The sequence below is a fragment of the Micromonospora rubida genome (genome assembly GCF_009908295.1).
Lineage (GTDB): Bacteria > Actinomycetota > Actinomycetes > Mycobacteriales > Micromonosporaceae > Micromonospora > Micromonospora rubida.
The window spans coordinates 266,861-288,983 of the sequence record NZ_JAAALO010000008.1 but is presented as its reverse complement, the minus strand read 5'-3'; the positions used below and the strand labels follow the sequence as shown (position 1 = coordinate 288,983).

Annotated in this window: 24 protein-coding genes; 5 read left to right on the top strand and 19 right to left on the bottom strand. The window is 74.8% G+C overall.

The annotated features are described in order from the left end of the window. Window positions 1-110: 110 nt before the first annotated feature. Window positions 111-1,940: an AfsR/SARP family transcriptional regulator gene (locus tag GVV04_RS26320; RefSeq protein WP_161691529.1), complete on the top strand. Its 1,830-nt coding sequence runs from the start codon at window positions 111-113 to the stop codon at window positions 1,938-1,940. Here the strand turns inward: GVV04_RS26320 and GVV04_RS26315 are convergent. The 3 genes from GVV04_RS26315 to GVV04_RS26305 are packed head-to-tail and all read right to left on the bottom strand — an operon-like array spanning window position 1,910 to window position 4,869. After that, complete coding sequence (locus tag GVV04_RS26315) at window positions 1,910-3,754, bottom strand: ABC transporter ATP-binding protein (protein ID WP_161691528.1); 1,845 nt, start codon at window positions 3,752-3,754, stop codon at window positions 1,910-1,912. The genes GVV04_RS26320 and GVV04_RS26315 overlap by 31 nt on opposite strands. After that, window positions 3,751-4,290, bottom strand: a complete 540-nt coding sequence (locus tag GVV04_RS26310; RefSeq protein WP_161691526.1) for a TlpA family protein disulfide reductase — start codon at window positions 4,288-4,290, stop codon at window positions 3,751-3,753. The genes GVV04_RS26315 and GVV04_RS26310 overlap by 4 nt, the downstream gene beginning before the upstream one ends. Window positions 4,291-4,317: 27 nt before the next feature. Next, on the bottom strand, window positions 4,318-4,869 hold the full coding sequence (locus tag GVV04_RS26305) for a MauE/DoxX family redox-associated membrane protein (RefSeq protein WP_161691524.1): 552 nt from the start codon (window positions 4,867-4,869) through the stop codon (window positions 4,318-4,320). A 161-nt stretch (window positions 4,870-5,030) separates the two neighbouring features. Between GVV04_RS26305 and GVV04_RS26300 the strand changes: the two genes are divergently transcribed. Next, the gene (locus GVV04_RS26300) at window positions 5,031-5,246 is read left to right on the top strand and encodes a hypothetical protein (protein WP_161691522.1); all 216 of its coding nucleotides are present in this window, start codon (window positions 5,031-5,033) and stop codon (window positions 5,244-5,246) included. Between the two features lie 67 nt (window positions 5,247-5,313). Here the strand turns inward: GVV04_RS26300 and GVV04_RS26295 are convergent, their stop codons facing one another. The 11 genes from GVV04_RS26295 to GVV04_RS26245 all read right to left on the bottom strand — a co-directional run bounded on the left by GVV04_RS26295 (window position 5,314) and on the right by GVV04_RS26245 (window position 15,114). Further along, on the bottom strand, window positions 5,314-5,760 hold the full coding sequence (locus GVV04_RS26295) for a S26 family signal peptidase (RefSeq protein ID WP_161691520.1): 447 nt from the start codon (window positions 5,758-5,760) through the stop codon (window positions 5,314-5,316). Between the two features lie 26 nt (window positions 5,761-5,786). Further along, complete coding sequence (pheT, locus tag GVV04_RS26290; protein ID WP_161691518.1) at window positions 5,787-8,336, bottom strand: phenylalanine--tRNA ligase subunit beta; 2,550 nt, start codon at window positions 8,334-8,336, stop codon at window positions 5,787-5,789. Between the two features lie 39 nt (window positions 8,337-8,375). Beyond that, the gene (gene pheS, locus GVV04_RS26285) at window positions 8,376-9,455 is read right to left on the bottom strand and encodes a phenylalanine--tRNA ligase subunit alpha (RefSeq protein ID WP_161691516.1); all 1,080 of its coding nucleotides are present in this window, start codon (window positions 9,453-9,455) and stop codon (window positions 8,376-8,378) included. Between the two features lie 249 nt (window positions 9,456-9,704). Further along, entirely contained in the window at window positions 9,705-10,556 is an 852-nt protein-coding gene (locus tag GVV04_RS26280; protein WP_407938837.1) for a TrmH family RNA methyltransferase, read from the bottom strand. Between the two features lie 29 nt (window positions 10,557-10,585). Then, window positions 10,586-10,978: a 50S ribosomal protein L20 gene (gene rplT, locus GVV04_RS26275; protein WP_161691512.1), complete on the bottom strand. Its 393-nt coding sequence runs from the start codon at window positions 10,976-10,978 to the stop codon at window positions 10,586-10,588. Window positions 10,979-11,011: 33 nt separating this feature from the next. Further along, window positions 11,012-11,206 carry a 50S ribosomal protein L35 gene (gene rpmI, locus GVV04_RS26270; protein ID WP_161691510.1) on the bottom strand — a complete coding sequence of 65 codons (195 nt, stop codon included), beginning with the start codon at window positions 11,204-11,206 and terminating at the stop codon, window positions 11,012-11,014. Between the two features lie 19 nt (window positions 11,207-11,225). Continuing rightward, window positions 11,226-11,876, bottom strand: coding sequence for a translation initiation factor IF-3 (gene infC / locus GVV04_RS26265; protein ID WP_161691508.1), 651 nt, complete (start codon window positions 11,874-11,876; stop codon window positions 11,226-11,228). A gap of 456 nt (window positions 11,877-12,332) precedes the next feature. Continuing rightward, the gene (locus tag GVV04_RS26260; RefSeq protein WP_161691506.1) at window positions 12,333-12,794 is read right to left on the bottom strand and encodes a PH domain-containing protein; all 462 of its coding nucleotides are present in this window, start codon (window positions 12,792-12,794) and stop codon (window positions 12,333-12,335) included. An 84-nt stretch (window positions 12,795-12,878) separates the two neighbouring features. Beyond that, complete coding sequence (locus tag GVV04_RS26255) at window positions 12,879-13,961, bottom strand: DMT family transporter (protein WP_161691504.1); 1,083 nt, start codon at window positions 13,959-13,961, stop codon at window positions 12,879-12,881. Beyond that, window positions 13,958-14,803 (bottom strand): ATP phosphoribosyltransferase, encoded by an 846-nt coding sequence (gene hisG, locus GVV04_RS26250; protein ID WP_161691502.1) that lies wholly within the window; start codon window positions 14,801-14,803, stop codon window positions 13,958-13,960. Before hisG ends, GVV04_RS26255 begins: the two co-directional genes overlap by 4 nt. A 47-nt stretch (window positions 14,804-14,850) precedes the next feature. Next, complete coding sequence (locus GVV04_RS26245; protein ID WP_036375234.1) at window positions 14,851-15,114, bottom strand: phosphoribosyl-ATP diphosphatase; 264 nt, start codon at window positions 15,112-15,114, stop codon at window positions 14,851-14,853. A gap of 158 nt (window positions 15,115-15,272) precedes the next feature. Here GVV04_RS26245 and GVV04_RS26240 point away from each other — a divergent pair, with 158 nt between their 5' ends. Genes GVV04_RS26240 through GVV04_RS26230 form a run of 3 tightly spaced genes read left to right on the top strand, consistent with a single transcriptional unit; the run spans window position 15,273 to window position 17,736 of the window. Next, complete coding sequence (locus tag GVV04_RS26240; protein WP_161691500.1) at window positions 15,273-16,148, top strand: ABC transporter substrate-binding protein; 876 nt, start codon at window positions 15,273-15,275, stop codon at window positions 16,146-16,148. Further along, a complete protein-coding gene (locus GVV04_RS26235) occupies window positions 16,145-16,990 on the top strand; it encodes an amino acid ABC transporter permease (RefSeq protein WP_161691498.1) in 846 nt (281 codons plus the stop codon). Before GVV04_RS26240 ends, GVV04_RS26235 begins: the two co-directional genes overlap by 4 nt. A gap of 2 nt (window positions 16,991-16,992) precedes the next feature. Beyond that, window positions 16,993-17,736 carry an amino acid ABC transporter ATP-binding protein gene (locus tag GVV04_RS26230; protein ID WP_161691496.1) on the top strand — a complete coding sequence of 248 codons (744 nt, stop codon included), beginning with the start codon at window positions 16,993-16,995 and terminating at the stop codon, window positions 17,734-17,736. A 158-nt stretch (window positions 17,737-17,894) separates the two neighbouring features. On the opposite strand, the gene ribH is transcribed toward GVV04_RS26230, so the two are convergent. Genes ribH through ribD form a run of 5 tightly spaced genes read right to left on the bottom strand, consistent with a single transcriptional unit; the run spans window position 17,895 to window position 22,032 of the window. Beyond that, a complete protein-coding gene (gene ribH / locus GVV04_RS26225) occupies window positions 17,895-18,392 on the bottom strand; it encodes a 6,7-dimethyl-8-ribityllumazine synthase (protein ID WP_161691494.1) in 498 nt (165 codons plus the stop codon). Between the two features lie 2 nt (window positions 18,393-18,394). Next, window positions 18,395-19,660, bottom strand: a complete 1,266-nt coding sequence (locus GVV04_RS26220) for a bifunctional 3,4-dihydroxy-2-butanone-4-phosphate synthase/GTP cyclohydrolase II (RefSeq protein ID WP_161691492.1) — start codon at window positions 19,658-19,660, stop codon at window positions 18,395-18,397. Beyond that, window positions 19,657-20,358: a nicotinamide riboside transporter PnuC gene (gene pnuC, locus GVV04_RS26215; RefSeq protein WP_161691491.1), complete on the bottom strand. Its 702-nt coding sequence runs from the start codon at window positions 20,356-20,358 to the stop codon at window positions 19,657-19,659. Before pnuC ends, GVV04_RS26220 begins: the two co-directional genes overlap by 4 nt. Continuing rightward, window positions 20,355-20,969 (bottom strand): riboflavin synthase, encoded by a 615-nt coding sequence (locus tag GVV04_RS26210; protein ID WP_161691489.1) that lies wholly within the window; start codon window positions 20,967-20,969, stop codon window positions 20,355-20,357. Before GVV04_RS26210 ends, pnuC begins: the two co-directional genes overlap by 4 nt. A gap of 1 nt (window position 20,970) precedes the next feature. Next, window positions 20,971-22,032 (bottom strand): bifunctional diaminohydroxyphosphoribosylaminopyrimidine deaminase/5-amino-6-(5-phosphoribosylamino)uracil reductase RibD, encoded by a 1,062-nt coding sequence (ribD, locus tag GVV04_RS26205; RefSeq protein WP_161691487.1) that lies wholly within the window; start codon window positions 22,030-22,032, stop codon window positions 20,971-20,973. Window positions 22,033-22,123 lie beyond the last annotated feature (91 nt).

Below are 22,123 nucleotides of genomic sequence, written 5' to 3'. Positions count from 1 at the left end.
GAAGTGGCAATGCCACCTGACCCCTACGGGATCCCATCGACTGACATAATTGGCCGCGCGGTGGCGTGGGGCCGGCGACCGGCCTGCGGGGGCACACAGCGGAGGTCGCGTTGGCGCTGACGTTCCAGATCCTCGGCCCGGTCCGGGCCTGCCGCGACGATCGCCCGCTGTGCCTGCCCGCCGGCCGCCCCACCGCCATGCTGGTCACCCTGCTGCTGCACGCCGGCGTCGCCGTGCCGGTCGAGCGCCTGTGCGAGGAGCTCTGGGCCGGGCCCGCCCCCACGTCGGCGGTGGCGAACCTGCGCAGCCACGCCAGCCAGCTGCGCCACCTGCTCGCCGCGCCCGACGAGCCGGCCCGGCTGCACGCCCAGCACGGCGGCTACCGGCTCCGGGTGGGCCCCGGCGAACTGGACGCGGCCGAGTTCGAGCGGCTGGCCGCCGAGGGGCAAGCGGCCCGGGCCGCCGGTCAGCCGGACGTCGCGGCGCCGCTGCTGGAACGGGCCCTGGTGCTCTGGTCGGCGGCGGATCCGCCACCGGCGTACGGGCCGGCGACCGCCACCGCGCTCGACCGGCTGCGCCAGCGCCGCAGCGCCGCCCGGGAGGCGTACGCCGCCTGCCAGCTCGACCTCGGCGACCGGGGCAGCCCGGCGCTGCTCTCACTGTTGCACGGGCACCTGGCGGAGAACCCCCTGCGGGAACCCGCCTGGGCGCTGCTGATGACCGCCCAGTGCCGAGCCGGCGACCAGGCCGCCGCCCTGGAGACGTACCGGGCCGCCTGCCGAGTCCTCGCCGGGGAGTTGGGGATCACCCCGGGCCCCGAGCTGACCGGGTTGTACCGCGCCCTCCTGCGACACGATCCCCGCCCGCCGTCGTTCGCGGGCCGACCGGCCGTGCGCGCCCGGGGCCGGGCCGTCGAGGTCCGGCCCGTGCTGGTGCCGCACGAACTCCCCTGCGCCGCCGCGCCGTTCGTCGGCCGGCACGCCGAGCTGACCCGGCTGCGCACCGCGCTGACCGCCGCTCGGGAGCACCCGGTGACCGTGACCGCGTACGGCATGGCCGGCGTCGGCAAGTCGGCGCTCGGGCTGCGCGCGGCGGTCGCGGTGCTGGAGTCCTTTCCCGACGGCCAGCTCCACCTCGACCTGGGCGGGTCGGTGGCCGGCACCCCGCTCCCGCCGATCGAGGTGGCGGCCCGGGTGCTCCGGTCGTTCCGGGACACCGCGGGCGAGCCGGAGCCGATCGGGCTCGCCGAGGCACGGGCCCGGGTACGGTCGCTGCTGTTCGGCCGGCGGGTGCTGTTGGTGCTCGACAACGCCGCCGACCCGGCGCAGGTCGACGGCCTACTACCGGCGCGGGGCGGCTGCGCGCTGCTGGTCACCAGCCGCTGCCCGATGCTCGACGGGGACGCCCGGCCGCTGCGGGTGGACCCGTTGCCGCCCGGCGACGGGCTGGACCTGCTGCGGGCCGCCGCCGGGGACCGCCGGGTGGACGAGGAAGTGGAGGCGGCCTCGGCGGTCGTCGCGCTCTGCGAGGGGCTGCCGCTGGCGCTGCGCAGCGTGGCCCGTCGGCTCGCCGAGGGGCCGCACTGGTCGATGGCGCGGCTGGCCCGGCTGCTGCGTGACGAGCGCCACCGGCTCGCGGAGACCGGGCTGCGCCCCCGGCTGACCGCGAGCTACCGCCGACTCGGCCCGGCCGCGCCGCTGTTCCGTCAGCTCGGCGGGGCCCGGACCGGGCCGATCACCGCCGAGAGGGCCGCCGCGCTGACCGGCCTGCCGCCGGAGGACACCGTGCGGGCGCTCGACCGGCTGGTGACGGCGCAGCTCGCCGAGCCGGCCGGGCCGGGCCGTTACCGCATCGGCGAGCTGGTCCGCCTCTACGCCGCCGAACTGGCCGCCGTCGAGCTGCCACCCGGTCAGACCGGCGCGGGAGAGTCCTCCCGGTAACCACGGGCCTGGAGGGTGAAGAGTCGGGCGTACCCGCCGCCGGCGGCGAGCAGCTCGTCGTGCCGGCCGCACTCGGCGATCCGGCCGTCGGCCAGCACCACGATGGTGTCCGCGTCCCGGACGGCGTTGAGCCGATGCGAGATGAGCAGGCTGGTGCGCCCGCGACGCAGCTCGCGCAGCCGGGTGTGCAGGTCGTGTTCGGCCTCGGCGTCCAGCCCGGAGCTGGGCTCGTCGAGGACGAGTAGATCGCGGTCGGCGCGCAGGAAGCCGCGCGCCAGCGCCATCCGCTGCCACTGGCCGCCGGACAGCACCACCCCGGCCTGCGGGTCGTCCCGGTCGGGGCCGTCGAAGAAGATCCGGGTGAGCAGGGTGTCGTAACCCCGGGGCAGCGCGGTCAGCGCCTCGTCGATGCCGGCCTGCCGCGCGGCGGCCCGCAGCCGGTCCGGGTCGTCGCGGGCGTCGAGGTCGCCGACGGCGATGTTCTCCGCGGCGGAGAGGTCGTAGGGCATGAAGTCCTGGAACACCGCACCCAGCCGTTCCCGCAGCTCCGCCGGGTCGAACTCGCGCAGGTCGGTGCCGTCCCACCGGATCGTGCCGCGCTCCGGGTCGTAGAACCGGCAGAGCAGCTTGACCAGCGTGCTCTTCCCGGCGCCGTTCAGCCCGACCAGCGCGGTGGTCCCGCCGGCCGGCAGGAACAGGTCGGCCCCGCGCAGCACCCACGGGTGCTGCGGCGAGTACCGGAACCAGACGTCGCGCAGCTCGATGCCGTCCCGCAGCGGCGGCACCGGCCGGGCGGTGGCCGGCACCGGCAGGTCGGGCTCGACCCGGATCACCTGGTCGTAGTGGTCGAACAGGAGCAGTGCCTGGTGGATAGCGCCGAGCTGGCCGACCAGCCCACCCAGCGCGCCCTGGACCCCGGGCACGGCCGCCAGGTAGAGCACCACGTCGCCGGCGGTGAGCCGACCACCGGCGGCGGCCACGATGGTGTAGACCACCCCCGCCCCCGCCACCCCGGCGCCGAGCAGGCCGAGCAGGCCCTGGGCCCGCAGCTCGCGACGGTCCAGCCGCTGCTCCACCCGGTGCATGCCGTGCAGCTCGCCGAGCATCCGGTCGCCGAAGAACCGGCCGAGGCCGAAGAGCCGGACCTCCTTGGCGGCCGGCACGCCTACCAGCAACTGGCCGAAGAAGAAGTCACGCCGCTGGAAGTGCTCCAGATGCAGCACCATCGCCACGCGAGCCCGGTTGAGGCGCAGCTGCATCCAGAGCGTGGGCAGCGCCGCCGCCAACACCAGCAGGCCGATCAGCGGGCTGAGCACCAGCAGCACGCCGAGGAAGCCGGTGACGGCGAGCAGGCTCTGCACCGCCCCGAACGCGTTCCCGGTGAGCTGGGTCGGCCCCAGGTGGCCGGTCTGCTGGGCGGCCTGCAACCGGTCCTGGAACTCCGGGTCCTCCAGCCGGACCAGGCCGACCAGGCGCAGCACCGCGTCGTGCAACCTCCGGCGCACCAGCCGGGACACCGCCCGGATGCGCTCCTTCTCGACGTACGCGCGCAGGTGGGGCAGGACGACGCCCGCCGCGGCGGTGACCGCGAGCCCGACGCCGAGCAGGGCCAGCGACGCGTTCGCGGGACGGCCACCGGTCAGGCGGTCCAGGACGAGCTTGGTCAGCGCGGCGACGAGCACCGGCGTCACCCCGGCGAGGATCGCCAGCAGCAGGTCGGCGGCGGTGCCCCCGGGCGCGGCCCGCCAGGTGATCCCCAGGGCCGCCCGGGCGTGCCGGACGGCCCGGCGGGGCGCCAGTCGGGGCCCGGTCACCGCGCTACCGGCAGGTCCAACCGGGCGATGCCGAACGCGGCCGAGGCGACCTTCCCGTGCTCGTCGAGCAGCCCGAACGCCGGGTAGCCCTTGATCCCGAACGCGAGCGGCAACGCACCGCTGCCCAGCTCGATGAAGACCGTCGCGAGTCCGGCGAACTGGGCCGCGTACGACTCGGTCTCCCCGCCCTTGCCGACCACCACGACCCAGACATGCTCCGCCCCGCCGGGCATCGTCCGCGCCCGGTCCATCAGCAGCGGAAGCTGCTCGGCGCAGTGCTCGCAGCTCGGCGTCAGGAATGCCACCAGCGTCATCGGCGGCAGGTCGGCGCGGGTGCGCACCTCGCCGTCGACGGTGGTGGAGACGAAGTCGCCCGGGACGGAGCCCGCCTCCAGCATCACCTCGGGCGGCTCGGACTGCCTGTCGCCGAGCAGCTCGGTGTGCTCACGCAGCCGGCGGACCACGCCGAACAGCAGCACCAGGTTGAGCAGTCCGAGCACGGCGACGAGGACGACGGCGACGGTCAACAACGCCACGGGGAGCTCCTTCGGGTTCCAGGGAAGTCAGGGGCGGCCGGCCGGGCGGGATGCCCGGGACGTGGTGGGGGCGAAGAGGGCGACCAGGTCGTCGAGGCGGACCACCACGGCGGCCAGCGGGACGGCCGCCCCGACGGCGAGCAGCGTGGCGGCCGGCGACGGCGAGGCACCGGCGGTGGCCCCGCCGAGCAGGCCGAGCAGCGCCACCGCGACGAGGAGCAGGTTGCGCACCACGTGCCGCGGGCCGATCGGGGCGTCCGCGGCGCCGAAGCAGCGGCAGGCCGGGCGGGCGCCGCGACGTAACGCGCCGGCGATCGCGGCGGTGAGTACCCCGAGCAGCCCGACGGCGAGGACCAGCCCGACTCCGCTGGTGGACGGCACGGCGAGCAGCACGACCACGGCCGCCTCGGTGGCGACCGCGATCCGGGCGGCCGGAGCGGTCCACCGCGCCGGCACGCCGAACTGCCCGACCGACCCCACGAACCCGGCGAAGCCCGCCCGGGTCCGCAGCTTGCCGAAGACCGCGGCGAGAAACACCAGGGCCAGCAAGATCCGCGCAGCCAGTTCCACCGCTCGCATCCGTCGGCACCTCCTCGTTCCGGGAGGGCCCACGCTAGGAGCGACGGATACATCGCGGATACACCGGCGCGCGCCCGGGGCCGCATCGGCTGTAGGTCCGGTGTACCGGGCGGCCTTAGCGTGCCGACATCTGTCGATCCCTGTCGAAAGGAGGTGAACAAATGTTCCGTCGAATGGAGCGCCTCGGCGAGCGGATGCTCGGCGTGTTCGTCCCCAAGGTGACGGCTGCGGCCGGCTGTCCACCGGACCCGTGGTGTGCGTCGTGTGGCGTGTGCCACCTCCAGCGGTGCACCTACAGCCTTGGCTGCAAGGTGAACTGCGGCTCCTGCGGGTACTACTGCACTGCGGGAGCGAGCACGATGACCACCCTGTGCTGATTTCCGGCACCGGCGTGCCGCGCGGCCCGGTGCCGCGCGGCACTCCACCCTCCGGACGCCCCGAAGGTCACCCCGTGCGGGGTCTCGGCCGGACCACCACTCCGAGCAGGTCCGACTCGGGGATGTAGCCGCACTCGCGGGAGTCGTAGCTGAACGGCGGATTGTCGCCGAGCACCACCAGTTGCCCGGGCGGCACGAGACGCTCCCCTCGCTGCCGCAGCAGCGGCACCCGGTCGACCGGCACCGGCTCCCCCGGCACCGCGAACACCCGCTTGATCAGCAGGCCCGGGCCGGTGTCGCCGGGCTCGGCGGGACGGCCGGCGGTCATCGCCGCCGGGGCCACCACCACGACCACGTCGCCGGGGCGGACCCCGGCCAGCGGCACCCGACGGGCCCACACCCGGTCACCCGGGCGCAGCGTCGGCTCCATGCTGCGGCCCACGACGGAGACCAGCAACAGGTGTCGGCGGGCCCAGAGCAGGCCGGCGGTGGCCGACGCGAGCACGCCGGCCACCACCAACCATCCCCACGGCGACACGCTCAGGCGCCGCGCAGCGTCGCGCCGAAGCGCTCCCCGGCGCGGGCGACCGCCGCGTCGCGGGCCGCCACCGCCTCCTCGACCGTCAGCGTCCGGTCGGGGGCGCGGAAGGTCAGCTTGTACGCCAGCGACCGGCGCCCCGCGCCGAGCTGCTCGGAGGCGTACACGTCGAACAGCCGGACGCCCTCCAGCAACTCGCCGGCACCCTCGACGAGGGCCCGCTGCACCTCGGCGGCGGGCACCCCCTCGTCCACCACCAGCGCCACGTCGATCAGCGCCGGCGGGAAGCCGGAGATCATCGGGGCCGGGGCGACCGGGGCGGGCGGCAGCGCGTCCAGGTTCAGCTCCATGGCGCTGGTGCGCCGGGGCAGTTCCAGCGCGGCCAGCACCGCCGGGTGCAGCTCACCGGCGTGGCCGACGACCGCCCCGTCGACCAGCAGCTCGGCGCAGCGGCCCGGGTGCCAGGGCGCGTACTCGGCGGCCCGCACCTCGACCCGGTCGGCGGGGATGTCGGCGGCGGCGAGCACCGCCCGGGCGGCCTCGACCGCGTCGGCCCAACCGGCCGGCCGGCCGGCGCCCCACCAGCCGGCCGGGTCGATGTCACCGGTCAGCGCCACGGCGACGTGCCGGGGCTGGTCGGGCACGACCGCGTCGGCGGCGGCGAACTCGGCGGCCGTGGGCTGCCGGTCCACGCCCATCGCGGGCGGGGCGCCGACGCCGGGGCGCGGGTGGAAGACCGCCCCGATCTCGTAGACGGCGACGTCACGGTGTCCCCGGCCGAGGTTGCGCTTGAGGATGCCGAGCAGCGGGCCGAGCAGCGCGGTGCGCAGCAGCGGCTCCTCCTCCGACAGCGGGTTGGCCACCCGCACCGCCGGCCGGCGCGGGTCGTCGGCGGGCAGGCCGAGCAGGTCGGCCAGTTCACCGGCGACGAACGGGTGGGCGAGCACCTCGACGTACCCGCGCTCGGCGAGCGAGCGGGCCACGGCCCGGCGGCGGCGCTGCTGCCAGGTCAGGCCCCGGCCGGGCGGCGCGGTGGGCAGCACCGACGGGACCCGGTCGTACCCGTCGAGGCGGACCACCTCCTCGACCAGGTCGGCCGGGTCGGTGAGGTCCGGACGCCAGGTCGGCGGGACGACGGTGAGCACGTCGGCACCCCCGGCGGCCGGGACCCCGGCGACGCCCGGGTCCTCGCCCAGCCGGTCGGCGCCCCGGGTCACGTGGCAGCCGACCTGCTCCAGCAGGGACACCACCCGCTCCGGGGAGTAGGCGACCCCGACCCGCCGGCTCGGCAGGCCCGCCGGCAGGGTGACCGGGGTACGCGGCCGGACGTGGTCCAGGTCGAGGATCTCCGCCCCGGCGGTGCCACCGGCGTGCTCGGTGAGCAGCCGGACCGCCCGCTCGACGGCGACCAGCGCCAGGGCCGGGTCGACGCCCCGCTCCCAGCGCTTCGCCGCCTCGCTGAACAGCTTGTGCCGGCGGGCGGTACGCCCGACCATCACCGGGTCCCAGTGCGCGGCCTCGAACAGCACGTCGGTGGTGGAGGCGAGGACCTCGCTGGTCTCGCCGCCCATCACCGCGGCGAGCGAGATGGGCCCGCTGTCGTCGCAGATCACCATGTCCTCGGCGGTCAGGGTGCGGGCCACCCCGTCGAGGGTGGTCAGCTTCTCCCCCGCCTCGGCCCGGCGCACCACCAGCGGCCCGGAGATCCGGTCGGCGTCGAAGGCGTGCATCGGCTGGCCCAGTTCGAGCATCACGTAGTTGGTGACGTCGACCGGCAGCGAGATGCTGCGCACGCCGGCCACGGTGAGCCGCTGCCGCATCCAGCCCGGGGTCGACACCGTCGGGTCGATCCCGCGCACCATCCGGGCGGCGAACCGGTCGCAGCCGACGGTGTCCCGCACCTCGACCGGGTACGCCGGCTCGGCCGTCCCGGCCGGGGCGGGCACCAGGCCCGGGTCGCGGAACGGCACGCCGAGGGCGTGCGCCAGCTCCCGGGCGATGCCGCGGACGCTCAGGGCGTACCCCCGGTCCGGGGTGATCTCCACCTCGACGACCACGTCGTCGAGCCCGACCACCGGGCGGGCGTCGTCGCCGGGCAGCGCCTTGACGTCCCCGGGCAGCACGATGATGCCCGAGTGGTCGTCGCCCAGGCCCAGCTCCTTCGCGGAGCAGATCATGCCGTGGGAGTTGCGCCCGTACGTCTTGCGCGCGCCGATGGCGAAGCCGCCGGGCAGCACGCCGCCGGGGAGGATCACCACCACCCGGTCGCCGGGGGCGAAGTTGCGCGCCCCGCAGACGATCTCCTGCGGCTCACCGGTGCCGTTGGCCGCGCCGACGTCGACCCGGCAGAACCGGATCGGCTTCTTGAAGCCGGTGAGCTCCTCGATCTCCAGGACCTTGCCGACGACCAGTGCGCCGGTGACCGTGGCCCGCAGGTCCACGATCGACTCGACCTCGATGCCGAGGTCGACAAGCGCCTGCTCCAGGTCCTCGACGGGCAGGTCGGCCGGGAGGTCGACGCACTCCCGCAGCCAGCTGACAGAAACTCGCATGACTCAGATCACCGTTTCCGTTACTCGTGCCCGCACCGTCTACGCCCCGGCCCCGAACGCGCGGGTGAACCGCACGTCGCCCTCGGCCATGTCCCGCATGTCGCTGACCCCGTGGCGGAACATCACGGTCCGGTCGATGCCCATGCCGAAGGCGAAGCCGGAATAGGTCTCCGGGTCGATCCCGCAGGCGCGCAGCACCCGGGGGTTGACCATCCCGCAGCCGCCCCACTCGACCCAGCGCGGCCCGTCGCGGTGCTCCGGGAACCACACGTCGAACTCGGCGGACGGCTCCGTGAACGGGAAGTAGTGCGGCCGCCAGCGGGTCTTCGCGCCCTCGCCGAACATGGCCCGGGCGAAGTGGTCGAGGGTGCCGCGCAGGTGCGCCATGGTGATCCCCCGGTCCACCACCAGGCCCTCGACCTGGTGGAACACGGGGGCGTGGGTGGCGTCCAGCTCGTCGGTGCGGTACACCCGGCCGGGCACCACCACGTAGATCGGCGGCTTACGGGTCAGCATGGTGCGCGCCTGCACCGGTGAGGTGTGGGTGCGCAGCACCAGCCCGGAACTCTCCGCGCCCGGCGGCGGTGCGATGTGGAAGGTGTCCATCAGGCCGCGCGCCGGGTGGTCGGCGGGGATGTTGAGGGCGTCGAAGTTGGTCCACTCCAGCTCGACCTCGGGCCCCTCGGCCACCTCGTAGCCCATTCCGACGAACAGGTCGCTGATCTGCTCCATCAGCACGCTCAGCGGGTGCCGGGCACCGCGCGGCCGGCGGTCGTAGGGCAGCGTGACGTCGACCCGCTCGGTGACCAGCACCCGCTCGGCCTGCTCGCGTTCGAGGACCTCGGCGCGGGCGGCGTAGGCGGCCTCGATCGCCCGGCGGGCCTCGTTGACCCGCTTGCCGGCGTCGGACTTCGCGGCCGGGGGCAGCGCGCCGATCTCCCGGCGGGCCAGCGAGACCGGGGACCGGTCACCGAGGTGCGCGGGACGCAGCGCGGTCAGCGCGTCCGGGTCGGCGGCGGCGGCGAACGCCTGCTCGGCGTCGGCCACGGCCCCGTCCAGGGCGTCCGGGGCGAGCAGGGCGACCTGCTTCGGGTCGTACGGATCGTTGCGATAGGTCATGGCGTACGGGCACTCCCTCACGGCGGCACCGGCCCTGCACGGGCGGCGAAGCGAGTCTACGGACGCGCGGCTGTGCCGCAGCCCGCCGGTGGGAGATCGCGCAGGGGGAAGGGTCAGGCCCGCCGCCCGCCGACACCGGCGGGCTGGCTAAACGAACGCCGTGGCGCGTTCATCATGTGGTCGACTCCCCTGTGGTGGGACCGCGCCGCCGGCCGGGCACCCGACATCGGGTGCGGGCGCGCTCGGGCGTCAGCGCAGTGCTCTCGCTGAAGCGTACAGGCACACGGCGGCAGCCGCAGCCAGGTTCAGGCTCTCGGCGCGCCCGTGCAGCGGCACCCGCACCCGGGCGTCGGCGGCGGCGGCCAAGTCCTCCGGCAGCCCGTGCGCCTCCGAGCCGAACAACCAGGCGGTAGGGGCGGCCAGCCGGCCGGCGTCGGCGAGGTCGTCGAGGTCGCTGTCGCCGTACCCGGTGGTGGCGAAGATCGAGAGCCCGGCGGCACGCAGCGCTTCGACCACGGTGAGGGGGTCCGGCGCGCGGACCACGTCGACGTGGAAGAGGCTGCCGGCCGAGGCCCGCACGCACTTGCCGTTGTACGGGTCGACCGCGTCGCCGGCGAAGACCACGGCACCGGCCCCGGCGGCGTCGGCGGTGCGCAGCACGGTGCCGGCGTTGCCCGGGTCGCGGATCTCGGCGAGCACCGCGACGAGGCGGGGGCCGGCGGCGAGCGCGTCGTCCAGCGGCACGTCCAGGTGCCGGCAGACGGCGACCAGTCCCTGCGGGGCGACGGTCTCGGCGAGCGCGGCGAGGGCGTCGTCGGTGACCTCGGAGACCGGCACGTCGGCGTGGGCGGCGCGGGCGGCCAGGTCGGCGTACCGGTCGAGGGCTGCCGGGGTGCCGAACAGCTCGACGACGGTGTCGGGGCGGGCGAGGGCCTCCCGGACGGCCTGCGGCCCCTCGGCGAGGAACCGGCCGGCGGCGTCGCGGTCGCGGCGCCGGTGCAGCCGACGGGCGGCGACGACCCTGGGGGTACGTGGGGTGAAGGGCATGGTGTTCGGCTCCACAGCGCGACCGAGGCGCCCGCCGTGCGTCGTGGACGACACGGGGGGCGCCTCGGCAGGATGCTGGCGGATCAGGCGGCCTGGGCCGCCGCGCCGCCGGTGCCCTCGGCCGCCACGGCGACGCGGGCGATCTCGACGATCGCGGCGAACGAGGCGGCGTCGTTGACGGCCATGTCGGCCAGGATCTTCCGGTCGACCTCGACGCCGGCCAGGCGCAGGCCCTGGATCAGCCGGTTGTAGGTCATCCCGTTGGCGCGGGCTCCCGCGTTGATCCGGGTGATCCACAGCTGCCGGAAGTCGCCCTTGCGGTCGCGACGGTCCCGGTAGGCGTACTGCATCGAGTGCAGCACCTGCTCCTTGGCCTTGCGGTACAGCCGGGAGCGCTGACCGCGGTAGCCGCTTGCGGACTCCAGCAGGGTACGACGCTTCTTTTGGGCGTTTACAGCCCGCTTGACGCGTGCCATCTCAACTCCTTGTATCCGTGAAGGTGGCGCGCGTCAGCGGCCGAGCAGCTTCTTGATTCGCTTGACGTCAGCCTTGGCCAGCTCGACCGTGCCGGTCAGCCGCCGGGTCTGGGTGGAGGGCTTCTTCTCCAGGTTGTGGCGGAGGCCGGCCTGCTGGGCAACGATCTTGCCCCTGCCGGTCACCTTGACCCGCTTGCCCATGCCCGTGTGGCTCTTCATCTTCGGCATTGAAACGTCTTCTCCCCTGTTACTCGCCGCTGTTGTCGGCGACTGCGCCGGTCTCACCGGCTGGTGCGGTCTCGCCGACCGCCACGGTCTCACCGGCTTCCGGAGCGGCGGACTCGTCCGCGGCCCTGTCCCGGGGTGCACCGCGGGACGCCGTCGCGGCGACCGCGGAGGCCTTGACGGCCCGGTGCGGAGCGAGAACCATGATCATGTTTCGACCGTCCTGCTTCGGAGCGGCCTCGACGTATCCCAGCTCCGTGATCTCGGATTCGAGCCGACGCAGGAGCCGGTAGCCCAGCTCCGGGCGGCTCTGCTCGCGACCGCGGAACATGATCGTCACCTTGACCTTGTCGCCGGCCTTGAGGAACCGCACCACGTGACCCTTTTTGGTCTCGTAGTCGTGCGGGTCGATCTTCGGCCGGAGCTTCATCTCCTTGATGACGGTCTGCTGCTGGTTACGCCGCGCTTCGCGCGCCTTGAGTGCGCTCTCGTACTTGAACTTGCCGAAGTCCATGAGCTTGCACACCGGCGGGCGCGCCATCGGCGCAACCTCGACCAGGTCCAGGTCGACGTCCGCGGCCAGCTGAAGGGCGCGCTCCAGCGGGACGATGCCCACCTGCTCACCCTCGGGGCCGACCAGTCGGACCTCACGTGCCCGGATCTGCTCGTTCACGCGTGGTTCGACGCTGATGGGGCCTCCTCGAGTCGAAATCTCTCCTGCGTGGCCGACTCCGCGGCCCCCGTGGTGGGGGCCGATCCGGAAAGCAGAAGGCCCCGGCATATGCCAGGGCCCGCTCGACCGGTCGGCACGATCACATGATCGCGCATCCGGAACCGGGGTGTGCCCGGAACCGGTGACCGGACCCGGCCACCGACTGGGGCAACTCGGGTGGGAGCAGGCGCTCCGCTTCAAGACCACCCGCACGTGGGACACGGGGGCAGTCTGGTCGACTCAGCAAGACTACACCTCCCCCCGATCCGACCCCAAACCGGGCGCGCAGATCAGCCCTCGGGTCGGCCACCCATGCGGCCCGGAGGCTGCCCGGAACGGCTCAACCAGCTGCCCGGGAAGGCTCAGCGGCGGCGCGGGACGGCGCGGCGGGCTGCGCGGGACGCTGCCCGGGACGGCTCAGCGGGCGGCGAGGGACGCGAGATGGGCCTGGTGCAGCCGGCGCAGGGCGCGGACCCCCTCGACCGCCAGCTCCTTGTCGGCCGCCTGGAGGGCCACCATCGGCAGCAGGTCGTCGTCGTGCAGCTCCAGGCTCGCCCACGGCGCGCCCCGGTCGAAGCGCACCCCCCGGACGACCTCCCAGGGCAGCTCGTGCGAGCCGATGACGTTGCGCACCCGCACGCCGCGCGCGTCCGCCTCCACCCGGGGGCGGGTGAACAGCAGAATGCCGAGCGCGCCGAAGACGCCGAGGCCGATCATGGCAAGCTGGTCGCCGCGCTGGAAGGTGCCGTAGCCGTTGCCGGTCCCGCCGGTCAACGAGGTGGCCACCAGGCCGAACACCACCAACAGGACGGCGGCCGACACCCAGCAGACCAGCCGGATCCGGCGGGGCCGCAGGATCACCGGTTCGGTATCGCTCACCCCACCAGTCTGCCATCCGGGACCGCCGGCCCACCCACCGCCACACGCGACCACCTGCCCGCGCCTCCGGCCCGGGTCACCGGGTCACCGGGATTCAGGAGGTGGACCCGGGCGGCCGGCAGGCCCGGCGCGCCGACGATCCACGGCGTCGGAACGGCCCCGGCCCCGGGAATCCCCCGGGCGCACCGGGGCCGCTGGACCCGCCGGGAATGCGGGGCCCGTCCGGGGCGCCGGGACGACCGGACCGGCCGGCGTCGGTGGGCGGGTGCCGCGGCCGGCGACCACCACCGCCAGCAGGGTGAGCAGCGCACCGACCAGCACCGGCCACCGGGGCCCCGCCCCGCCCGGCAGTGCGACGTCCAGCAGCAGGGCGCCGCCGAGCTGGCCGGCGACCAGGGCCAGCCCGGTGCGCAGCACCCCGACCGCCCGGACCCCGAGCATCAGGGCCAGCACGATGCCGACGCCGTACAGGCCGCCGAGATACAGGTACCAGTCGCCCGGCCAGGTCGGCTCGGGGCCGGTGAAGACCCCGGCGAGCGCGGCCACCGCCACGATGACCGGGGTGCCCACGGCGAAGTTGATCGCGATGCCGGCCGTGGTGGTGCCGGCGGCGGCGACCCGGCCGTTGAGCGCGGACTGGAGGGCGACCGCCGCCCCGCCCACGACGGCGAGCAGGACCCCGCCGACGGCGACGCCGGCGACCGGCCGGCCGACCTGGGCCAGGGCGACGGCGAGCACGCCGAGCAGCGCCCCGGCGACCCTGGGGCCGGTCAGCCGCAGCCGCCCGAGCGGGGCCAGCCCGGCCCGGTCCGCCGCGAGCCCGCCGAGGCTGCCCCCGGCCACCTGGGCGATGGTGAACACCGCGATCCCGAGCACCGGGACGACGTACGTGGCGGCCGTCACGATCACCGCCCCGCCCAGCCCACCGAGGTACGACCACCACGGCAGCCGGGCCCGGCGCAGCGCGGCGAGCCCGGCCCGGGTGGACGGCAGGCCGAGCAGGCCAACGAGGACCACCAGGCACCCGCCGATGTTGTTGACCAGCGCGCCGAGCACCGGATCGCCGGCCCGTTCCCCCAGCGTGGCGTTGCCCGCCCCCTGCGCCGCGGACGCCGCCCCGCCGAGCACCACCAGGGCGAGGGCGACCGCCGGGGGCGGCGGTCTCACAGCCGGCAGGCGTGGATGTTGGTGACCAGGATGGCGCGGGCGCCCAGCTCGTACAGCTCGTCCATGATCCGGTGCACGTCGTCGCTCCGCACCATCGCCTGCACCGCGACCCAGCCCTCGCGGTGCAGCGGCGAGACGGTGGGCGACTCGATGCCGGGGGTGAGCGAGCTGGCCCGGTCGAGCAGCCCGGCCGGCACGTCGTACGCGAGCATCACGTAGCGGCGGGCCACCAGCACCCCGTGCAGCCGGCGCAGGAGCTGCGCCTCCTGGGCGTGCTCGGGGGCCTCCGCCCGACGGACCAGCACCGCCGAGGAGACCAGCAGCGGGTCGCCGACGATCTCCAGGCCGGCCTGGCGCAGGGTCGCCCCGGTGGAGACCACGTCGGCCACCACGTCGGCCACGCCGAGGCGGACGGCGTTCTCCACCGCGCCGTCGAGCCGGATCACGTCGGCGGCCAGCCCGTGGTCGTCGAGGTAGCGGCGGACCACCCCCGGGTACGCGGTGGCGATCCGGTGCCCGCCCAGCTCCTTCGGCGAGGCGATGGTGTCGGGGCGGGCGGCGAACCGGAAGGTGGCCCCGCCGAAGGCGAGGTCCACCACCTCCTCGGCCGGGGCGCCGGAGTCGACCAGCAGGTCCCGGCCGGTGATGCCGAGGTCCAGGTCGCCGGAGCCGACGTAGGTGGCGATGTCGCGGGGACGCAGGTAGAAGAACTCGACGTCGTTGGCCTCGTCCCGGCAGACCAGGTCCTTGGGGTCGCGGCGCTGCCGGTAACCGGCCTCGCGCAGCATCCCGGCGGCCGGCTCGGCCAGGGTGCCCTTGTTCGGAATGGCGACACGCAGCATGGCGGAGTGCTCCCTCGATCGGTGGAGAAGATCAGCGGACGGGGCACTCACAGATGTCGGTAGACGTCCTTGAGTTCGAGACCGGTGGCCAGCATCAGCACCTGCGCCTGGTAGAGCAGCTGGGAGATCTCCTCGGCCGCCCGCTCCGGGCCCTCGTGCTCGGCCGCCATCCACGACTCGGCCGCCTCCTCGACGACCTTCTTGCCGATGAAGTGCACCCCCTTCTCCAGCGCGGCCACCGTGCCCGAGCCGGGGGTGCCGGCGGCGGCCTTGGCCTGCAGCTCGGCGAACAACTCCTCGAACGTCTTCACGGGGTGCGATTCTTCCAGCACCGGCCCGCCGGGGCGCGCGGCGGGTCCCCGCCGGTCCGGCTGTTGACACGGCGGCGGCGGGCCGCCGGCCGGAATTCCCTACCGCAACGGTGGAACAGTGCTGCACGACGCCCATCGATAGCCCTACGCTGTCCGCCATGCCCAGCAGCCCCCGCGCCCTCGCGCTCACCGCCGCCGGCACCGTCCTCGTCGCGGTCGCCGCCTGTGCGCCCCAGGACGACGCCCCCACCGCCACCGTCACCCCCGCCGCCACCGCAGGGCCGGCCTGCACCAGGGACAACCTGCCGACCCGTACGCCGGGCAAGCTCACCGTGGCCACCGACGAGCCGGCGTACGCGCCGTGGTTCACCGGGAACAAGCCAGCCAACGGCGAGGGCTTCGAGGCCGCCGTGGCGTACGCCGTGGCGGAGAGGCTCGGGTACGCCAGGACCGACGTCACCTGGGCCCGGGTGAAGTTCGACACCGCCATCGCCCCCGGCCCGAAGGAGTTCGACTTCGACATCAACCAGTTCTCCATCACCGAGGAGCGCAAGAGGGCGGTCGACTTCTCCGGCCCGTACTACCTGGTCCGGCAGGCCGTGGTCGCCCGGAAGTCCGCGAAGATCGCCGGGCGGACGTCCCTGGCCGACCTGCGCGACGCGAAGCTCGGCGCCCAGGTCGGCACCACCAGCTACCAGGCGATCACCCAGGTCATCAGGCCGACGGCCGAGCCGCAGGTCTACAACAGCAACGACGACGCCAAGAAGGCCCTGCAGAACGGGCAGATCGACGGCCTCGTGGTGGACCTGCCGACCGCCTTCTACATCACCGGCGCGGAACTCACCGATACGAAGATCGTCGGGCAGCTTCCCCAGGTCGGCACCCCCGAGGCGTTCGGGCTGCTGCTGGACCGCAACTCCCCGCTCACCCCCTGCGTCAGCGGGGCGGTCGGCCAGCTCACCGCCGACGGCACGCTCAAGCAGTTGGAGCAGAAGTGGCTGGCCCAGGTCGCGGGGGCGGCCGAGCTCACGTGACCCTGGCACCCCACCTCCCCTCCGAGGCGCAGCGGCGGCGGGCCGCGTACCGCCGTCGGCAGACCGTCACCAGCGTGCTGGTCGCCGCCGCGTCCACAGCGGCGCTCGGCACGCTGCTGGTCGTCGCCGTGACCGGCGCACCCGGCTGGGACCGGGTCCGGGAGTCCTTCGCCGACCCGGCGATCGCCCGGGACGCGCTGCCGGCGGTGCTCACCGGCCTGTGGCTCAACGTCCGGCTGCTGGTCTGCTGCGCGGCCGGCGCGCTGCTGCTCGGGCTGCTCGTCGCACTCCTGCGCACGCTGCGCGGCCCGGTCTTCTTCCCGGTCCGGGCGCTCGCCGCCGGGTACACGTACACCTTCCGGGGCCTGCCGCTGATCATCGTGCTGTACGTGCTCACCCTCGGCGTGCCCGGCCTGCGATTGGGGGGCATGCCGTCCGTGCTGGTGCTCGGCGGGCTGGCGCTGGTGCTCACCTACGGCGGGTACCTGGCCGAGGTGTTCCGGGCCGGCATCGAGTCCGTCCACCCGAGCCAGCTCGCGGCGGCCCGCTCGCTCGGGCTGACCTACCGGCAGACGATGCGGCACGTGGTGCTGCCGCAGGCCGTCCGCCGGGTCGCCCCGCCGCTGCTCAACGACGTGGTGGCGATGCAGAAGGACGTCGGGCTGGTCTCCCTCGCCGGGCCGATCGACGCGGTCCGCGCCGCGCAGATCGCCACGGCCGAGACGTTCAACTACACGCCGTACGTGGTGGCCGGGGTGCTGTTCGTGCTGCTGGCGATCCCGCTGATCGCGATCACCGACGCGGTGACGCTGCGGGCGGCCCGCCGCCAGGGAAGGAGCTGACGATGTCGCTGCTGCGGTGCCGGGGGCTGCGCAAGACGTACGGCGGCCACGTCGTGCTCGACGGGCTGGACCTGACCGTGGACGAGCACCGGGTGGTGGCGCTGATCGGGGCGTCCGGGTCGGGCAAGTCGACGCTGCTGCGCTGCGTGAACCTGCTGGAGGAGCTCGACGACGGCACCATCGAGCTGGACGGGGAGGACATCTCCGACCCCCGCGTCGACCCCGATCGGGTGCGTCGGCGGATCGGGATGGTCTTCCAGTCGTACAACCTCTTCCCGCACCTGAGCGTGCTGGAGAACGTCACCCTGGCCCCGGTGCGGGTGCACGGGCGGGCCCGCGCCGAGGCGCAGGCGCAGGCCCGGGAACTGCTGGACCGGGTGGGGCTCGGTGAGAAGGCCGACGCCTACCCCGACCGGCTCTCCGGCGGGCAGCAGCAGCGGGTGGCGATCGTCCGGGCGCTGGCCAACTCGCCCCGGCTGATGCTGCTGGACGAGGTCACCTCGGCGCTGGACCCGGAGCTGGTCGGCGAGGTGCTGGCCCTGATCCGCGACCTGAAGGCCGACGGGATGACCATGGTGCTGGCCACCCACGAGATGAGCTTCGCCCGCGAGGTCGCCGACCAGGTCTGCTTCCTCGACGGCGGACGGGTGATCGAAACCGGGCCACCGGAACGGGTGCTCGGCGAGCCGACCGAGCCGCGCACCCGCCAGTTCCTACACCGGATCATCGAGGCCGGCCGCCTCTGACGCTGCCTGTCCGCCCCTCCTTCTCCCCACCCCACCCAGGGCCTGACCCGAACGCACCGCCGAGCCCCGCTTTCACGGAAAGAGTGGCTAATCCACGCCGATTAGCCACTCTTTCCGTGAATTTGCCCCGATGGGTTCGCGCGGCAGCGCGGGCGGGGTCAGCGGGCGAAGCCGACGCGGTGGGCGGCGGCGGCCAGGCCGCGCACGGCCAGCGCGGCGTCCAGCGCCGCCACCGTGGCCGACCAGCCCTTGTCCTCCGCCGAGCCGGGAAGCCCGGCCCGGTCCCGGGCCTGCTCGATGCTGTCCACCGTGAGCACCCCGTGCGCGACCGGCTTGCCCTCGTCGAGGGCGACCCGGGTCAGCCCGTCGGTGACCGAGCGGCAGACGTAGTCGAAGTGGGCGGTGGCACCGCGCACCACCACGCCGAGGGCGACCACCACGTCGAAGCGGCGGGCCATCGCCTGGGCGACCACCGGCAGCTCCACCGAGCCGGCCACCCGGGCCACCACGGCGCGGGCGCCGCACGCCTCGGCTGCGGCGACCGCCCGGTCGGCCATGTGGTCGGTCAGCTCGCCGTGCCAGCGCGCGGCGACGACCCCCACCGTCATCCCGGCGGCGTCCACCGCCGTCACCCCGGGCTCACCGAATCCCGCCATGGTTATGCTCCGATCTCGTCGCCGGCGACCGGGCGGCCCATCGGGGCCTCCGTCACCTCGTCCAACTCGTCCAACAGGTGGCCCATCCGGTCACGCTTCGTGCGCAGGTAGCGGACGTTCTCCGGTTGCGGCTGCACCGGCAGCCCCTCCCGGCCGGTGACGGTCAGGCCGTACCCCTCCAGCCCGGCCCGCTTGGCCGGGTTGTTGGTCAGCAGCCGCATCGAACGCACGCCCAGGTCGTAGAGGATCTGCGCGCCCGTGCCGTAGTCTCGGGCGTCCGCCGGCAGCCCCAGGTCGAGGTTCGCGTCGACGGTGTCCCGGCCCAGGTCCTGCAACTGGTACGCCTGAAGCTTGTGCAGCAGGCCGATCCCGCGCCCCTCGTGCCCGCGCACGTAGAGCACCACCCCGCGGCCCTCCTGGGCGACCCGGGCCAGCGCGGCCTGCAACTGCGGGCCGCAGTCGCAGCGCAGCGAGCCGAACACGTCGCCGGTGAGGCACTCCGAGTGCACCCGGACCAGCACGTCCTCCCCGTCGCCGAGCTCCCCGATGACGAGGGCGATGTGCTCGGCCGGGTCGTGCTCGGCGCGGTAGCCGAGCGCCCGGAACACCCCGTACGGGGTGGGCATCCGGGCCGCCGCGACCTGCTCCACCTGCTTCTCGGTGCGCCGTCGGTGGGCCACCAGGTCGGCGATCGTCACCAGGGTCAGGCCGTGCTCGGCGCAGAACTTCTCCAGGTCGGGCACCCGCATCATGGTGCCGTCGTCGTTGACCAGCTCACAGAGCACGCCGGCGGGACGCAGCCCGGCCAGCCGGGTCAGGTCGATCGCCGCCTCGGTGTGCCCGGCCCGGCGCAGCACCCCGCCCTCGCGGGCCCGCAGCGGCACCACGTGCCCGGGCCGGGCCAGGTCGGTCGGGTCGGTGGACGCGTCGGCCAGCAGCCGGATGGTGTGCGCCCGGTCGGCCGCCGAGATGCCCGTGCTGATGCCCTCCCGGGCGTCCACGGTCACCGTGTACGCGGTGCCCCGCCGGTCCTGGTTGGTGTGGTGCATCGGCGGCAGGTCCAGCCGGTCGCACTCGCCCTCGGTCAGCGGCACGCAGATGTAGCCCGAGGTGTAGCGGACCATGAACGCGACCAGCTCCGGGGTGGCCAGTTCGGCCGCGAAGATCAGGTCACCCTCGTTCTCCCGGTCCGCGTCGTCGACCACGACGACGGGCCGGCCGGCGGCGATGTCCGCCACCGCCTGCTCGATGCTGGCGAAAGTGCTCATGCGACGGCCTCCGAGTAGCTGGGCGGGAGCGGGACGCGGGCCGGGCGGACGGCACGTGAGGCACGCCACCAGGCGGCGAAGCCCCAGGCGCAGAAGGCGCCGTAGACGAGGTACATGACGGCGGACGGGTAGAACCCGCCGCGCAGCAGCAGCGGCACGCCGACGGCGTCCACCGCGATCCAGATCAGCCAGAACTCCACCCAGCCGCGGGCCATGCCGTAGCTGGCCAGCAGGCTGCCGGTGAGGATCCAGGCGTCCGGCAGCGGCCCCCACGAGCCGAGCGCGGCCAGCACCGGGTACGCGACGGCGACGCCGACGGCGCCGGCCACCAGCAGGCCGAGTCGTTCCCGGCCGGTGGCCCAGCGCGGCGAAACCGCGGCGTGGTCGCCGTCGGCGTCGAGACGGCGGTTGCGCGACCAGCGCCACCAGCCGTAGAGGCTGACGGCGAAGAAGAACACCTGCCGGCCGGCCTGGCCGTAGAGGTCGTGCGCCTGCGGGGTGACGAACACCCCGCCGAGGAACACGGTCAGCAGCAGCGCGTTGCCGACCATGCCGACCGGCCAGGCCCAGACCACGCGGCGCAGGCCGAGCAGCGCCGAGGCCAGGCCGAAGACGTTGCCGACGATCTCCCGCACCAGCACCGGCGAGCCGGCGACGTGCAGCTGGGCGTCGAGCAGCCAGCCGACCGGCTCCGTCACCGCTGGCCCCCACCGGCGACCCGGTCGCCGAGCAGCCGCTCGACGTACTTGGCCAGCACGTCCACCTCCAGGTTGACCGGGTCGCCGACGGCGCGGGCGCCGAGGGTGGTCAGCTTGAGGGTGGTGGGGATCAGCCCGACGGCGAACCAGTCCGGCCCGACGTCGGCCACGGTCAGCGACACCCCGTCGATGGTGATCGAGCCCTTCTCCACCACGTACCGGGCGAGGGTGGCGGGCAGGCGGAAGCGGACCGTCTCCCACTGCTCGGCCGGCTCCCGGGACAGCACCTCGCCGACCCCGTCGACGTGGCCCTGCACGATGTGCCCGCCGAGCCGGCTGTTCAGCGCGGCGGCGCGTTCCAGGTTGACCGGGGCGCCGGGGCGCAGCCCGCCGAGGGCGGAGCGGCGCAGCGTCTCCCCCATCACGTCGGCGGTGAAGACGCCGGCGTCGACGTCGACCACGGTGAGACAGACTCCGTTGACCGCGATGGAGTCGCCGTGCCGGGCGTCGGCGGTGACCAGCGGGCCGCGGACGGCGACCAGCGCCGAGTCACCCCCGGTCTCGGTCACTGCGACGACCTCGCCCAGCTCCTCGACGATGCCGGTGAACATGTCAGCCCTCCCTCTTCCGGGGCAGCGCGGTGATCCGCAGGTCGGGACCGATCTGCGTAACGTCGGTGATCTCCAGATCGATGGCGTCGGCGATGGTCGTCACCCCGGCGCCGGCCAATGCGGTCGGCCCGGCGCCGAGCAACCTCGGTGCGACGTACCCGACGACCCGGTCGACCAGGCCGGCGGCGAGGAACGCGCCGGCCAGGGTCGGGCCGCCCTCCAGCAGCGCGGCCCGCACCCCCCGGCGGTGCAGCTCCGCCAGCAGCGCCGGCAGGTCGACCCGGCCGTCCGGGTCGGCGCCGACCTGCGCGGCGGTCGCGATCCACGTCTCGGCGGCGCCGTCGCGGACCCGGGCCCCGGCGGGGGTACGCCCGAGGCTGTCCACCACCACCCGCAGCGGCTGGCGGATGGCCAGGGTGCCGTCGCGCAGGTTGCGCACGGTGAGCCGGGGGTCGTCGGCGAGGACGGTGCCCACCCCGGCGACAACCGCGTCGACCGTGCCGCGCAGCGCGTGCACGTCCGCCCGGGCGTCCTCCGAGGTGATCCACATGCTGGTGCCGTCGGCGGCGGCGGAGCGCCCGTCGAGGGTGGCGGCGAACTTCCACACCACGTACGGCCAGCCCCGGCGCACCGAGGTGAGCCAGGCGACGTTCCCGGCCTCGGCCTCGGCGGCGCGCACCCCGAACTCGACCCGCACGCCGGCGGCACGCAGGGTGGCGGCGCCGCCGGCCGCGACCGGGTCGGGGTCGGGCACGGCGACGACCACCCGGGCGACGCCTGCGGTGATGAGGGCGTGGCTGCACGGGCCGGTGCGGCCGGTGTGATCGCAGGGTTCGAGGGTGACCACGGCGGTGCCGCCCCGGGCCCGCCGGCCGGCCTGGGCGAGCGCGACGATCTCGGCGTGCGGTCCGCCCGCGTACGCGTGGAATCCCTCCCCGACGACCTCGCCGTCCGGATCGAGCAGCACGCAGCCGACCACGGGATTGGGGCTGGCGGTGCCGAGCCCGCGGGCCGCGAGCGCGATCGCCCGACGCATCGCCTCGTCCACGGAGCCGCTGGCCATCGCCCTCACCCTCTCGCTCGCCGGTCCGCGCGCGGGCGGGTCGGGAGGGCACGGGCAGGCGGTGGCGGAGTCCGGGGACGGCGAAGCCGAC

Excerpts from the sequence above, each read along its gene's own strand:
- GVV04_RS26305 (WP_161691524.1), bottom strand. The coding sequence starts at position 4,869 with ATGCGAGCGGTGGAACTGGCTGCGCGGATCTTGCTGGCCCTGGTGTTT.
- GVV04_RS26300 (WP_161691522.1), top strand. The coding sequence starts at position 5,031 with ATGTTCCGTCGAATGGAGCGCCTCGGCGAGCGGATGCTCGGCGTGTTC.
- pheT (WP_161691518.1), bottom strand. The coding sequence starts at position 8,336 with ATGCGAGTTTCTGTCAGCTGGCTGCGGGAGTGCGTCGACCTCCCGGCC.
- pheS (WP_161691516.1), bottom strand. The coding sequence starts at position 9,455 with ATGACCTATCGCAACGATCCGTACGACCCGAAGCAGGTCGCCCTGCTC.
- rplT (WP_161691512.1), bottom strand. The coding sequence starts at position 10,978 with ATGGCACGCGTCAAGCGGGCTGTAAACGCCCAAAAGAAGCGTCGTACC.
- rpmI (WP_161691510.1), bottom strand. The coding sequence starts at position 11,206 with ATGCCGAAGATGAAGAGCCACACGGGCATGGGCAAGCGGGTCAAGGTG.
- hisG (WP_161691502.1), bottom strand. The coding sequence starts at position 14,803 with ATGCTGCGTGTCGCCATTCCGAACAAGGGCACCCTGGCCGAGCCGGCC.
- GVV04_RS26240 (WP_161691500.1), top strand. The coding sequence starts at position 15,273 with ATGCCCAGCAGCCCCCGCGCCCTCGCGCTCACCGCCGCCGGCACCGTC.
- GVV04_RS26230 (WP_161691496.1), top strand. The coding sequence starts at position 16,993 with ATGTCGCTGCTGCGGTGCCGGGGGCTGCGCAAGACGTACGGCGGCCAC.
- ribH (WP_161691494.1), bottom strand. The coding sequence starts at position 18,392 with ATGGCGGGATTCGGTGAGCCCGGGGTGACGGCGGTGGACGCCGCCGGG.
- GVV04_RS26220 (WP_161691492.1), bottom strand. The coding sequence starts at position 19,660 with ATGAGCACTTTCGCCAGCATCGAGCAGGCGGTGGCGGACATCGCCGCC.
- GVV04_RS26210 (WP_161691489.1), bottom strand. The coding sequence starts at position 20,969 with ATGTTCACCGGCATCGTCGAGGAGCTGGGCGAGGTCGTCGCAGTGACC.
- ribD (WP_161691487.1), bottom strand. The coding sequence starts at position 22,032 with ATGGCCAGCGGCTCCGTGGACGAGGCGATGCGTCGGGCGATCGCGCTC.